14 protein-coding genes are annotated in these 13,601 nt (G+C 39.6%); 7 read left to right on the forward strand and 7 right to left on the reverse strand.

What is annotated here, in order from left to right:
• Window position 1 precedes the first annotated feature (1 nt).
• The 5 genes from metH (at window position 2) to AC0L7Q_RS03815 (ending at window position 5,962) form a co-directional block, all read left to right on the forward strand.
• Window positions 2-2,632, forward strand: a complete 2,631-nt coding sequence (gene metH, locus AC0L7Q_RS03795) for a methionine synthase (RefSeq protein WP_413401422.1) — start codon at window positions 2-4, stop codon at window positions 2,630-2,632.
• A gap of 234 nt (window positions 2,633-2,866) precedes the next feature.
• Window positions 2,867-3,733 (forward strand): LAPAL motif-containing putative phage structural protein, encoded by an 867-nt coding sequence (locus tag AC0L7Q_RS03800; protein WP_013464370.1) that lies wholly within the window; start codon window positions 2,867-2,869, stop codon window positions 3,731-3,733.
• Between the two features lie 54 nt (window positions 3,734-3,787).
• Window positions 3,788-4,555, forward strand: coding sequence for a hypothetical protein (locus tag AC0L7Q_RS03805; RefSeq protein ID WP_413401423.1), 768 nt, complete (start codon window positions 3,788-3,790; stop codon window positions 4,553-4,555).
• A gap of 71 nt (window positions 4,556-4,626) precedes the next feature.
• A complete protein-coding gene (locus tag AC0L7Q_RS03810; RefSeq protein ID WP_409424889.1) occupies window positions 4,627-5,322 on the forward strand; it encodes an aspartate/glutamate racemase family protein in 696 nt (231 codons plus the stop codon).
• Between the two features lie 85 nt (window positions 5,323-5,407).
• Window positions 5,408-5,962 (forward strand): ankyrin repeat domain-containing protein, encoded by a 555-nt coding sequence (locus AC0L7Q_RS03815; protein ID WP_409424890.1) that lies wholly within the window; start codon window positions 5,408-5,410, stop codon window positions 5,960-5,962.
• Window positions 5,963-6,033: 71 nt separating this feature from the next.
• On the opposite strand, the gene AC0L7Q_RS03820 is transcribed toward AC0L7Q_RS03815, so the two are convergent.
• Window positions 6,034-6,879, reverse strand: coding sequence for an IS3 family transposase (locus AC0L7Q_RS03820; RefSeq protein ID WP_409425534.1), 846 nt, complete (start codon window positions 6,877-6,879; stop codon window positions 6,034-6,036).
• Window positions 6,876-7,376 (reverse strand): transposase, encoded by a 501-nt coding sequence (locus AC0L7Q_RS03825; protein ID WP_409423191.1) that lies wholly within the window; start codon window positions 7,374-7,376, stop codon window positions 6,876-6,878. The genes AC0L7Q_RS03820 and AC0L7Q_RS03825 overlap by 4 nt, the downstream gene beginning before the upstream one ends.
• A gap of 303 nt (window positions 7,377-7,679) precedes the next feature.
• On the opposite strand from AC0L7Q_RS03825, the gene AC0L7Q_RS03830 reads away from it, so the two are divergent.
• Both AC0L7Q_RS03830 and AC0L7Q_RS03835 read left to right on the forward strand, forming a co-directional pair.
• Window positions 7,680-8,210: a DUF6795 domain-containing protein gene (locus tag AC0L7Q_RS03830; protein WP_016899390.1), complete on the forward strand. Its 531-nt coding sequence runs from the start codon at window positions 7,680-7,682 to the stop codon at window positions 8,208-8,210.
• 32 nt (window positions 8,211-8,242) lie between these two features.
• Window positions 8,243-9,391, forward strand: coding sequence for a lipase family protein (locus AC0L7Q_RS03835; RefSeq protein WP_409424891.1), 1,149 nt, complete (start codon window positions 8,243-8,245; stop codon window positions 9,389-9,391).
• A 71-nt stretch (window positions 9,392-9,462) separates the two neighbouring features.
• Here the strand turns inward: AC0L7Q_RS03835 and AC0L7Q_RS03840 are convergent, their stop codons facing one another.
• The 5 genes from AC0L7Q_RS03840 to flgA form a co-directional block, all read right to left on the reverse strand.
• Window positions 9,463-9,660 carry a CsbD family protein gene (locus tag AC0L7Q_RS03840; RefSeq protein WP_010391132.1) on the reverse strand — a complete coding sequence of 66 codons (198 nt, stop codon included), beginning with the start codon at window positions 9,658-9,660 and terminating at the stop codon, window positions 9,463-9,465.
• 339 nt (window positions 9,661-9,999) lie between these two features.
• The gene (locus tag AC0L7Q_RS03845; protein ID WP_008464416.1) at window positions 10,000-11,517 is read right to left on the reverse strand and encodes a DUF3360 family protein; all 1,518 of its coding nucleotides are present in this window, start codon (window positions 11,515-11,517) and stop codon (window positions 10,000-10,002) included.
• 506 nt (window positions 11,518-12,023) lie between these two features.
• Window positions 12,024-12,446 (reverse strand): flagellar protein FlgN, encoded by a 423-nt coding sequence (locus AC0L7Q_RS03850; protein ID WP_409424894.1) that lies wholly within the window; start codon window positions 12,444-12,446, stop codon window positions 12,024-12,026.
• A complete protein-coding gene (gene flgM, locus AC0L7Q_RS03855) occupies window positions 12,443-12,733 on the reverse strand; it encodes a flagellar biosynthesis anti-sigma factor FlgM (protein WP_058154318.1) in 291 nt (96 codons plus the stop codon). The genes AC0L7Q_RS03850 and flgM overlap by 4 nt, the downstream gene beginning before the upstream one ends.
• 93 nt (window positions 12,734-12,826) lie before the next feature.
• Complete coding sequence (gene flgA, locus AC0L7Q_RS03860; RefSeq protein ID WP_409424895.1) at window positions 12,827-13,588, reverse strand: flagellar basal body P-ring formation chaperone FlgA; 762 nt, start codon at window positions 13,586-13,588, stop codon at window positions 12,827-12,829.
• Between the last annotated feature and the right edge of the window lie 13 nt (window positions 13,589-13,601).

Genomic DNA, 13,601 nt, shown 5'->3' on the forward strand with positions numbered 1-13,601 from the left:
AATGACCCAACAAATTGCAGTATTTACCAATGTCGGCGAGCGTACAAACGTAACTGGCTCGGCCATGTTTAAACGTTTGATCATGGAAGAGGACTACGAGACCGCCCTTAATGTAGCCCGCGAACAAGTAGAAAATGGTGCACAGGTTATTGATATCAACATGGACGAAGCCATGCTGGACTCAAAAGCGGCCATGGTGAAGTTTTTAAACTTAATTGCCTCAGAGCCTGATATTTCTAAAGTACCTATAATGGTCGACTCCTCAAAGTGGGAAGTTATAGAAGCAGGCTTAAAGTGTATTCAAGGCAAGGCCATTGTTAACTCCATTTCACTTAAAGAGGGTGAAGAGCCGTTTATTCGCCAAGCTAAAATTATAAAACGCTTTGGCGCCGCCGCTGTTGTGATGGCATTTGATACCGAAGGTCAAGCCGATACCGCCGATCGTAAGTTTGAAATTTGTGAGCGCAGCTACCGTATTTTGGTCGACGAAATTGGCTTTCCGCCAGAAGACATTATATTCGACCCCAACATATTTGCCGTTGCCACCGGCATAGAAGAGCACGACAACTACGCCGTAGAATTTATTGAAGGCACCCGCCGTATTAAGGAAAACTTACCCCATTGCAAAGTGTCGGGTGGGGTGTCAAACGTATCGTTCTCGTTTAGAGGTAATAACCCAGTACGTGAAGCGATTCACTCGGTGTTTTTATACCATGCGATAAAAGCGGGTATGGATATGGGCATAGTAAACGCAGGGCAGCTTGCGGTTTACGACGACATCCCCGAAGAACTTCGCAAAGCCGTAGAAGATGTAATTCTTAACACCGACCCCAGTGCGGGCGAGCGCCTTGTTGAACTTGCGCCTAAATATTCAGGCATGGCACAAGCTGAGCGGGTAGAAGATTTGGAATGGCGCACTTGGCCGGTTGAAAAACGCCTAGAGCATGCCCTTGTAAAAGGTATAACCACCTTTATAGATGATGATACAGAAGAGTGCCGTGCTGGCGCCGATAAACCTATTCACGTGATTGAAGGGCCACTCATGGATGGCATGAACGTGGTTGGGGATTTATTTGGTGCCGGTAAAATGTTTTTACCCCAAGTGGTTAAATCAGCTCGGGTAATGAAGCGCGCGGTTGCCTACCTTGACCCATTCATTGAAGCCGAAAAAGAAGAGGGCGCCACCAACGGTAAAATTGTTATGGCTACCGTAAAAGGTGACGTGCACGACATAGGTAAAAACATTGTTGGCGTAGTACTGCAATGTAATAACTACGAAGTAATCGACTTAGGCGTAATGGTACCAGCAGATAAAATACTGCAAACAGCAATTGACGAAAAAGCCGATATTATAGGCCTTTCGGGCTTAATTACCCCATCGCTTGATGAAATGGTACACGTTGCCAAAGAAATGAAACGTCGTGGCTTTGAGCTACCGTTAATGATTGGTGGGGCAACCACCTCAAAAGCGCATACCGCAGTTAAAATAGAGCCGCAGTACGACAAAGGCGTGGTGTATGTAAATAACGCCAGCCGCGCCGTGGGTGTGGTGTCTAATTTATTATCAAAAGAGCATAAAGCAGAGTTTTTAGCTAAAACCACCGCCGAGTACGACAAAGTACGCGAACAACAAGCACGTAAAAAGCCGCGCTCAAAACCGGTTACCATACAGCGCGCCCGCGATAATGCTGCAAAGCTCGATTGGGATAATTACACACCACCCGTGCCTAAAAAGCTGGGCGTGACCGAATTTAAAAATGTATCAATCGCGACTTTACGCAAATACATAGACTGGACGCCGTACTTTATGACCTGGTCAATCGCCGGTAAATATCCGCGCATAATGGACGATGAAGTAGTGGGCGAACAGGCACAAAGCCTATTTAAAGACGCCAACGACATGCTCGATGAGCTTGAAAAGTCAGGCAGTTTACAGCCATTGGGTGTTATTGGTTTATTCCCAGCAAACCGTGTGGGCGATGATATAGAAATATACACCGACGAAACGCGAAAAGAGCTATTAACGACCTCATGTCATTTACGCCAGCAAACCGAAAAAACCGACTTTGCTAACTACTGCCTAGCCGATTACATTGCGCCAAAAGGCACACCCGATTACTTTGGTGCGTTTGCGGTAACAGGCGGTTTAGAAGAAGACGACCTCGCCAATGCGTTCGACACACAGCAAGATGACTATAATAAAATAATGGTAAAAGCGGTTGCCGATAGGCTTGCTGAAGCGTTTGCTGAATACTTGCACGAACAAGTGCGTAAAGAGTATTGGGGTTATGCACCGGATGAAAACCTCGCTAACGATGAGCTAATACGCGAAAACTACCAAGGTATTCGCCCAGCACCGGGTTACCCAGCATGCCCTGAGCACACCGAGAAAAAGAAAATTTGGCAGTTACTCGATACCGAAAAACGTATTGGTATGCAGCTCACCAGCTCATACGCCATGTGGCCAGGTGCCGCGGTATCAGGTTGGTACTTCTCACACCCACAAGCTAAATACTACGCGGTAGCAGCAGTACAAAAGGATCAGGTAGAAGACTACGCCAAGCGTACCAACATGACGCTAGAAGAAGCAGAACGTTGGTTGTCGCCTAATTTGGGGTATGAGCCTGATTAGAAGAGCAGTGGTCAGTTTTTAGCTGTCAGCTATCAGTAAAAGAAAAACGAGCCAAATTAGGCTCGTTTTTTATTTTTGTATCTTTTTATCGCAATAAATATCGATAACTCAATTGTTTACATAATAGGCATTAGATGTGACTATTGAATGAATTGAACGTGTAGTCTAGGTATTAATTTTTTGGACTAAGCATAAAGAATACTAAGTTTTAGTTACTCTAATTAAGGAATTATAATGCAGACAATTACGGAAGATCAGCTATCTCTTGAATATTACGGTGCAGCAGTTGAAAAAGGGCAGCTAAAAGCGAAAGATGTTGCTCGCTATATTTTAGCACTAGATGAATTTATGAACGTGATTACAACAGAAGCTTATGGTAAAGATGCATCGCTATGTATGGATGTCTCAGGTTTTAGAGGGCAATCATTTGATATTGATTTTTTACTACAGGTGGTAGGTTTATCCTCTGGAGCATTATTTTGTACTAGCTCCCCCAAAGACCTTATTACTCTGGCTACTGACTCAATTAAATTATGTATTCATTTAGCTGGCAATCAACCGAAGCAGTGCACACCAGATAGTAATGCGAATACAGTTAATATCGAAAACTCTAATGGTCATACTCAGGTATTTCATATTCAAACGCTAAACGTTCTTTCTGATCCAAAAGCTGCTAATTCGTTAGATACATTTATTAGGGAGCCTTTGGTTAAAGGATTAAGCGAAGTAAAGTTAAAATCTTCAAAGTTTGATATCCAAACTAAAGCTTCGGCTAATGATGCTGAATTTTTTAAACCTCTTGATTTCGATTTACCAATTTCAAAAAATACAATTACTACAGGTTTAACGATTGAATCTCCATCCTTTAAAGATGGAAATAAGTGGAAATTATTTGATGGACAGTCCAGTTTTTATGCAGAAATTACTGATAGAGAGTTTATTGATACTGTTGATAAGGGAGAGAGGTTTGGAAAAGGGGATCTATTAATAGTTGAAATGGAAATAATTCAGACTAAAACACCGCAAGGTTTGAAGATCGAAAAACTTATTACGAAAGTTACCGATCATAAAGAAGCGCCTCAACAGAAAGGTATGTTTTAAGATTTTAGGTCAAAGTATTAGCACATAACGAAAGTCAAAATTGAAGGTTTTTTAATGAAGTATCGAAATTATATATTACTTTGCCTATCTCTACTTTTTACGTCAAACATACATGCGCTTGAGCAGAAGTATCATGAGAGTATTTTACCTGTTATTGCTGCTTTTAAAACGCATGATAAAACTGCGATTGCTGCGCATATTCGCTACCCTCTAAAAAGACGATACCCATTGCCTGACATTAAAAATGAAGCTGAGTTTATTGCTCGCTTTGATGAAGTGTTTGACGACGAGCTTGTTGCCGTTATTGCCAGTTCAAATATCGATACTGATTGGGATAGCGTAGGTTGGCGCGGTATTATGCTCAATAACGGCTTAATGTGGGTAGACACAGACGGCAAAGTTATTGCTGTGAATACACAAAATACCACTGAGCAAGCACATGCAGAAAAGTTAATCGCTCAAGATAAACAATCACTCCATTCAAGTATTAAAACCTTTCAAAAACCAATACTCGATTGGGACACAGCAAAATACCGAGTTCGTGTTGATGATTTAGGCGATGGAAACTTCCGTTATGCGTCGTGGAGCATTGATAAAAGCCCAAGCGATAAGCCTGATATCGTTTTAATTAATGGTGATATTACCTTTGAAGGTAGTGGCGGCAATCATCACTATACGTTTAAAAACGGACGTTACAGTTACGTATTGCAAGTAACGGTAATTGGTTGTGATACCTCACCACCAGGTTGGCTTGAAGTATATAAAGACGATAAGTTGTTATTGTCTGACGCTGTGATCAGTGCAGTTAATAAGGCTAATTAAGTTTCTAGTGAAGAGCGGCTATTTTTAACTTACTGTGAAACGTAAACTGTAATCGAGAGTGGGAACTAGCTATGAAAACAATCGGTATGTTGGGTGGTATGAGTTGGGAGTCAACAGCCAGCTATTACAAAGTTTTAAACGAAGGCGTTAAAAACTCGTTGGGTGGACTGCATAGTGCTAAAATTTGTATGGTGAGCGTCGATTTTGCGGAAATTGAAGCACTACAGCATCAAGGCGATTGGCAACAAACAGCTAAGTTACTCACCAAGGCAGCTAAATCTGTAGAGGTTGGTGGTGCCGACTTTTTACTTATTTGTACCAACACTATGCATAAAGTGGCCGGTGAGATTGCCAGTAATATTACCATTCCTATTTTGCACATTGCCGATGCCACCGCTGAGCAATTAAAACACGATAACATTACGCGAGTAGGGTTGTTGGGAACGCAATTTACAATGGAGCAAAACTTTTACAAAGAGCGTTTAACCGTTAAGCATAACATTGAGGTATTACTACCTGAGCCTAATGAGCGAAAGCGAGTGCACGAGGTTATTTATTCGCAGTTATGCCAAGGGATTATTGATGACGATTCGCGAGCTGATTATATACGCATTATAGAGCGCTTATTTGCACAAGGCGCGCAAGCCATCATTTTAGGCTGTACTGAAATCGCCTTGTTGGTAAAGCCACAACATACACAGGTTCCGCTTTACGATACCACCAAGATACATGCCGAGGCGGCGGTGAAGTTAGCGCTGGCAAAATAAATAAGGTTGAGCTTAATTCTGTAAATAATTACTTCGTTATGCTTGCATACACTGATGCTGATAGTTAAGGAATCTGGGAGTAGAGGTGAAAAAGCTTACTATTTATTTGTTACTTTTATTATCTGTTGGATATTCTGCAGTTACTTTATATTCGCTCATTAATAGTGATATTGAAGATGTTATTATTTGCAGCACTGATGAGCATACTCATTGCATCCCAAGTGATGCTTGTGAATATTACTTACTTAATTATAGAGCAGATAAGAGTGATATTGAATCACTTGAATCAGGCGCTGGTTTAGCATTTTTATTTGAAATTAAAGATATAGATAAGCGCGATGTTTATATCAAATACTTTATTTCTAAAGGAATCAAAGTAAATACGTTAAGTGACATAGATGGTTTATCACCTCTACACTCGGCTATTTTGCTTAATGACTTTGGTTTAGTGCAACTTTTAATTGATAAAGGCGCGAGTATTACCATTAAAGAAAAATCACATGGGCTTACACCTTTAGAGTTTATTCATAAACTGAGTGAAAGAAATGCTCAGATAGATAGGCAGCTGATATCTGAACTTTTGACGCCGATTTCAAATAATAAACAGCTGGTTAATTCAAAGAATTACCGAATACGTTAAATCTAGTGATTCTATTATTTACCAACAAAAAAACCGCCAAATGAAGTGACCCCATAAAGTTGGACTCATTTCTAAGCGGCTGCCAAGGCCTGATTTCGATACTGTATTGGACTCAGGCCTTTTAGTTTCAGTTTAATACGCTCATTGTTGTAATAGTGGATATATTCTTTAATGTTTTCAATAAGATCATTCACGTCTTTAAACGTTTCGTTGTGGTACATCTCGCTCTTCAATATGCCGAAGAAGTTCTCAGCAACCGCATTATCTAAACAATTTCCTTTTCTAGACATACTTTGTTGCAATCCTTTTTCCTTAAGGTGATTTTGATATTGTTTGTTTTGATATTGCCACCCTTGATCTGAGTGTACAACTGGCTTTTCATTTGGCTTCAACCTAGCAGTTGCTGTTTTAAGCATGTCAGTTACCAAAGGGAGTGCAACGGATTTTCTGACTTCGTAACTGATTACCTCTTGGTTGAATAGGTCAATCATAGGCGATAGATATACCTTCTCATTATCCACTTTAAACTCCGTCACATCCGTCACCCATTTTTGATTTGGCTTCTGCGCAGTAAACTCGCGGTTAAGCGTATTTTCTGCGATTTTACCCACTTCACCTTTATAGGATTTATAGCGCTTAGGCCTTACTTTTGACTTGAGTCCTAACTCATTCATCAACCGTTGAACGCGCTTATGATTAACAAGTACTCCCATTGCTCTCAGGGCACTCGTAATTCTGCGATAGCCATATCGCCCTTTATGCGCGTGATAAATATCACGTATTTTTACCAGTAAATCATTGCTTGCACAGGGTTGCTTACAAGTAGTGCGATGATAATAGTAAACACTCTTTGGCAGCCCTGTAGCCTTTAAAAGGTGTCGTAAGCTATGCTTTGCCTTGAACTCTTCGACGACTATCGTTTTGTCTTTGCTTTTTTCTTTCTGGCTTGAGCCAAGGCTTCTAACTTTTTTAGCACATCATTCTCAGCTCGTAAGTATGCTAGTTCTTCTCGTAACTCCTCCTCAGTCATTTGCTCTACTAGTTTTGATGAAGAAGAATTATTTGTCATGAATGGCTTACCTTTTCTCTGTGGTTTAAGACGTGATATACCATCACGAGCATAAAGCTTTTGCCATTGAAAAAGAATGCCTGGGGACGATAAATCGAAGAAAGCACTGGTATAACCGAGTGACCAACTGTTTGCTGTCATCGTTTTTAACACTTCAGCCTTAAATGCTAGAGAATAAGGTTTGTGAACAGACCTGAAGCTTTCAGCGCCATGAATTCGATAAATAGCGGTCCAATATCGGACCTGCCTATCTGTAACATTAAATCTGTTACTTACCGCCGAAGAGCTTTCAGACAAAGCGAGTTCAGCTATTTTGAGCTTGAAAGCTCGGTGATGTTTGGACATAAAAAGACCCCCAGTAATTGGAATGTCCAACTATTGGGGGTCACTTCAAAATGGCGGTTTTTTTATTAGTAAGTAAAGCTGTTAACACGCTTTATATTAATGGCCTTTCTCAAAGTCATTTACTTCGCGCTCGGTTTAACTTCCTTTAACCTATACATCTGAAGCTTTAATTATTGTATTTTATATAGGCTTGTTTATCATATGAGGTCTATTTACAAAGGCATGTGAATATTTAAGCTTATAGGGAATCATGTAGCAACCCTCCACAAAATGTTCACGGCCTATTTTTAAGGCTTCTTGTTTATGTCATTTTTAACGACACTTAAAAAGTTTGGTAATCATATTGGTGCTTACAAAGTGCACTTGTGCCCTGAGGTGAAAGGCCAAGTTAGTGAAAAGGGCAAGCCTTTATCTAATGTGAGAATAGACCGAGTATTAAATTTTTCTGATGGCAAATGTGCTGAAGATTTCACTTACACGGATAAGAACGGAAGTTTCTTACTACCTGAAATTAATATCCGCTCTAATCAACCAGCAGTCCCACTTGCTGAGATTTTTACTTCTCAAGCTATTTATTTATCCTACAATCATGAAGAATATTGCCTTTGGGGTTCCAGATTGTCAGGCGCTAAATACCGAGAGGAATATGCAAAAAAATTAAGGCAATTAATAGCCGATACCACTGATGAAAAGGTTCTTTTTAAATTTGAGAATAAAAAAACTGAAGGCTATAAATTTGAAGCTTTAAGTATCTGTCGTTGGTCTGATGATTTTGAAGTAGTGGAAAAAAATGCTTATTTTGACCTTTCAGAAATTGAAACGGATGATAATTAATAAAACAAAACCTAAATTATAAGGAAATATTGATGAATGTTTTAAGCCCTGCAATAGCTGCTAACTTTGCTGCTATCTCATACGAAAGCCTTGATAAAAGAGGCTTAAGAGCTAACCCATATTTTGAAAGGATTAGCTCTTTATTTTCATTCGAATCAGAATCTATAAAAGGTGTAAGTGGTTCTATTCTTGAGCGAGTTTTTAATCACTCGACCAATTTTGGCTGTATTGCAAAAGGTAAGAAGGGCGCATATGAAGATGATTATGTTTTAGCTTTACGTGGCACGGCAAAAATACGTGATGTTGTTACTGACTTACATTGTGGTTTAAGTACTTGTAGTAATAATCAACCTGTACATGCAGGCTTCAACCATACATTTAACTCTTTCAAAAATCAGTTAGAGCTGTATTTTAAACAAAGCACTAAGAAAAAATTAAACATTCATGTTGTAGGTCATAGTTTAGGTGGTGCTTTAGCAAACTTAGCTGCTAACTGGTTAAAGCAACGTTTTGGAGCGAATGTAAAATTATATACTTTTGGTGCGCCGCGAGTTGGTTATAATAGTTTTGCAGTAAAAACTGAGTCCGCAACAGATAACAGCATTTATCGTTGTGTACATGCAGCCGACCCAGTTCCTTTAGTGCCTGTGTGGCCATTTATGCATACGGAGCAAGAATATATTTTACACGGTGCTGCCACCATTACTCCAAAAGCACATAGTATGACTAAGGAGACGCCAGGATATTTGCATACAGCTAGCAACTTCAAAAGTTATTCTGCTATTAACAAGGGAATGGAAAAACGAATTCAAGAAGAGGTAAGGCTTGATTATGAGAGACGACTCGAATGTAGCCGCACCTCTAAATGGGCTCGGAAAATTGGTGCAGCTTTAATTACTCATTTACGTGAGACTGGTAAATTATATGCGATACAAAATCATTTTTCGAACGCTCTCACAGTATACGATCAGATAGCTAAAGCATTAGCTGATAGCATTGATCTTTCTAAAAATTGTACTAAAGATGTAAAAGGGATTTTAGGGCATATGCTGACATTTTGTGGCTATCCATTTCAGGTGATTTCTTTTACTTACGCTTCTATTAGACATATTTTGCAATTAATGCTTAAAAATATTTTTGCACTTGCTGGCGAAGCGTTAGCATTAGCAAAACCTTCCTAGAATTAAGGTATACAAAAAACCGCCAATTGGCGGTTTTTTATTAGCAAGTAAAGCTGTTAACACGCTTTATATTAATGACCTTTCTCAAAGTCATTTACTTCGCGCTCGGCTTCCTCTTTCGATTTACCGTATTTTTGCTGAATTTTACCAACAAGCTCGGTACGGCTACCTTCAATTTTATCTAAATCATCGTTGGTAAGATCGCCCCATTTTTGTTGCGCTTTACCTTTAAGTTCTTTCCAGTTTCCTTCGATACGATCGCTATTCATAATTAGCTCCTTATTAAGAGTGATGATTTTTCATTTTAAAAGCGTTACTAATAAAATGATTTTTAACGTTCATTTATAAAGATGCAAAGCCTATACCAGAAAGTGAAATTTTTAATTTTTAATTATATATCAATTGGTTATACTTTTTCGATGCGTAAATCTTTTTAGCTGGTGGCGAGACTTATAAAAATTCTGCAGGGTGGCTTGTAATTATTTCAGGGACCGTCACTTCAGGGACTGTTACTTCAAGGGGGTTATTGCAAGTACACTGTGCTGGCTTTTTATAAGTACAATAAAAAAGCGAGCTATTAAAGCTCGCTTTGCTGTTTAATAAAGGAATTAATGTCTAAAGCTTGGCATTAGCGCAGGGATGCCTGGCAGCATACCTACCAGTGCCATTACACCGGTTAATAATACAAACATTATAAGTGGGATGACCCAGCGACTCATTCGCGATAAATCAGCACTTCTTTCTTTACAGCCAATAAGGCCTAAGTTATCAAGTAGCATAGTTAGTGACCAACCAAATGCTGGGTTTACTAGGCTTGATGCAAACACCACAATGGCGGCTGATTGGGTGGTTTTACCTTCTCGGGTCATTTCCATACCCGCTTCAAGTAGTGGAATAAACACCCCTACAATTAAGGCAACACACAATACTGGCTGCCAAATAGCTAAGTCCATTGGGTAACCCCAAACACCCGCGATAATACAAAATAACGCAGTTAAAATTGCGCCTGCAGGAATAGGTCGTTTTGCAATAGCAGCAGGAACAATGTAAGTGCCCCAAGATGACGCAAAGTTAGCACCGCCTAATAGCGAGCCAAAGGTTTGTCTTGTTGATGCGCTAAGCATGGTATCGTCAATATTCATTTGTACTTTTTCAGTACGCTCTGGGTAACTAATTTTTTGAAATACTTGATGGCCTAAAAAGTCAGGCGACCACATAGCAACAGCTAAAACTGCAAAAGGAAGTACAACCACAAAGCTTTCTGCTGTTGGTAAGCCAAGCATCCAACCAGTGTTTTCGCCCCACCAGTACATAGGGTTCATGTTTGGTAAGCCCGGTGCAGTATGAAACTCAAACGGTGCGCCCAATGCAAAAGCAGTAAAACCACCAATTAAACAGCTCAGTGGCACGGCTAACCAGCGTTTTTTGTAATGCTCCAATAAGGCATAAAGTAAAATTGTGGCTAAGATTACGATAAAGGCAATATGGGTCATTTGAATTTCTTCAGCCCATGCAAACAACTTTTTAACTTGTGAAATGGTACCCACAAAGCCCAAATAAAGAAGTAGGCCACCACACACCCCTTTACTGGTGAGCTTTGCCATGAGACTGCCGCCTTTACTAAATGCTAATATCAATCCAAAGGCTCCTATGAGCAAACCAAAGGCCATAGGGTGTCCGCCTGCGGCAACCACAATAGGAATTAATGGAATGAGTGGGCCATGAGTACCGGCTAAATTAGCAGTCGGTAAAATAAAGCCCGAAAATAGTAAAATAAATAGCGAAACAATTAAAAGTTCGTAGCGTACGTTTTCAAGTACAAAGCCATCACTTAAACCCAAAGGGCCTGCAAACGTGGCAGCAATGGCTGCTACCATTACTACTTTACCTATAGTAGCGGCCATTGCTGGAATGGTGTCTTCAAATTCAAAGCGATAATCTCTAAATGGTAAATTTGGACGCCAGCGTTTTGGCTGCATAATTTGCAGCTCGTGCTCTAGATAAGCGTCGCGGCTTTCAAACTCAGAGCTGGGTTTATGAAGATTTTCATAGCTATCGGACACGGTTTGAGTATCCGCTCCTGGTATAGCATCAGATGAATTATCATCTAGCGGCTTGGTGGTCATGACTTCTCCTGCAACTTAGTTGCTAACTCAAAATAAAAATACAGCTTTTACAAAGCAAATGAACGTTGAGTGCGCAGGGTAAAACAGCTTGCTACAGATTGTAATTAGGCAAAAGGTCGTGCATAGCCCAGTTTAACGCTTTGTAAGTGTTAACAAAAATAGCAAAGGGATGTGTTGTAACAGGCTTGTTAAATTTAAAAGATCTTTAAATTCAGTGGTTTATTGTTCTGTTTTTACAGTGTGATCTTGTCATGCAGAATAGCGAAAAGGTCATAAAATCAGCAGATTCAGCAGCAATCATTCTTTAGTCTAATAAAGGTGACGTTAGCCGCTATTTGCTTATTATAAATACAATTAGCCGCAAAGTTACACAAAAGCTAACAATACTAAGCTTTAACGGAACGACTATTTTTGGACTCAAGATAGGGTTTTAAAGGTAATAATAGGAGTAAAGTAAAAATATAGTGCAAAGTGACTAAACAAGAAAATGCCTTTATGTAACGTATTTATAAAGGCATTTCTGGGTAAGCTTGTTTGTTTTCACCGCCAGTTAAGCGCTGTAATAACCGACGTTGGCTTGAGAGTAATTGCCCTGAGCGTTCATTCATTATTTTGCAGGTTTTAGTTTTTAGCTCAAGCTGATGCAATAGCTTAGTAGTAAAGGTGTTTATATCAACAGGTAGAAGCGCGGTTAATTGTGCTAAACCTTCTTTGCCACCTTGCAAGCCTAAACTCACCAAAAAGCCATCGCGCTGGTTGTGCGATTCATTTAAGCTTTCTAAAAAGCCGAGCATTTTTTTATTATGTGTTTCTAGCTGCACATTACGTTGGCTTAGCAATTCGTATTGCGTTTCAAGTAATTCAATTAACGCGTCTAGCTTAGTAATGTCTTGTTGCAGACTTACAATATACTCTTTTACAGTTTTCATTTTTTATGAAGTTCAACCATAGCGTTAACGGTTTCATCAATATTAATTTTAAATTCACCACTGGCAATTGCCGCTTTCATTTGGGCTACTTTATCCATATCAACGTCTGGCTTTGCAGCTAAATCTTGAAATGTTGAGTCTATTGATTTACTTAATGCACTCACTGAGTTTACTTGCTCTTGTTTAGTCGCTACAGGTTGTTGCTCTGGTTTTGCATCCAGTGAAGAACGCTGGTTTGTTTTTTGACTTTGCTCAACCGCAGTGGTTGTTATTGCGCTTATATTCATTGTTTATTACCTAATTCGTTTATCGAATTTATATTGCTTAGTTTATATCAGCGACCAAGTACAAGCATTACTTAACTTTTATTTCGACATTTTTTAAAATGTCGCCTCTGCCACACCTTGCGCAATTACTCTACCTTGAACTACTTTTTTTGATGATAAATTTTTTACATTAATAACCTCACCAAGCTGGCCATCTTCAAGAGCAATGGCTTTAACATTGGCAGAGAAAGTTGCGGTATTTACTTGCAGTGAAATATGCTCATTTTTATTGATTAAATACTGCTTTTCTAGGTATCTATTTGAGATCACCGTGCCTTTATCAATTTCTCGTTTAACGATGAGTCCAACTAGCTGGTCAATACCGGTTTTACCTTGGTGGCGGTGCTTACCTAAATCTACGCTTTTGTATTCTAAGTCTTGCTTATTAAGCACTTTACCTCGGTTTAAGGTGTGCTTGGCAGCTACTAGGTTTATCCACACACTTACTTTGGCACTGGCTCTAAAACGCCAAGCAGGCGATGGGCAAGATACAGAAATACTCACTCTGCCAGCAGGTGGCGTGTGATTTTGTGAGCGAGTGATTTGCAATTCATCACAGCTTAAATTTTCGCTGCCTTTAGGAATAAATAATTCTATATCTTGTCGCTGACTTTGCGAATTCACCGAGCGCAAATAGCTCTTAATTTCACTGTGCAAAAACTGCTGAATTTCTTTATCAAAATTAATGGGGGTGGCCATAGCATGAGCTGGCAGTAGTCCAATAGTTAAAAGTAAGCGGAAAAACCAACGCTTCCCTTGGGGAAGTTTAGCTTCCGTGTGCTGGGCTGTTTTTTGCTCTTTTTTTATGTAAGTCATTGAAAAAATATAC

Source organism: Pseudoalteromonas sp. KJ63-1, from assembly GCF_055808145.1.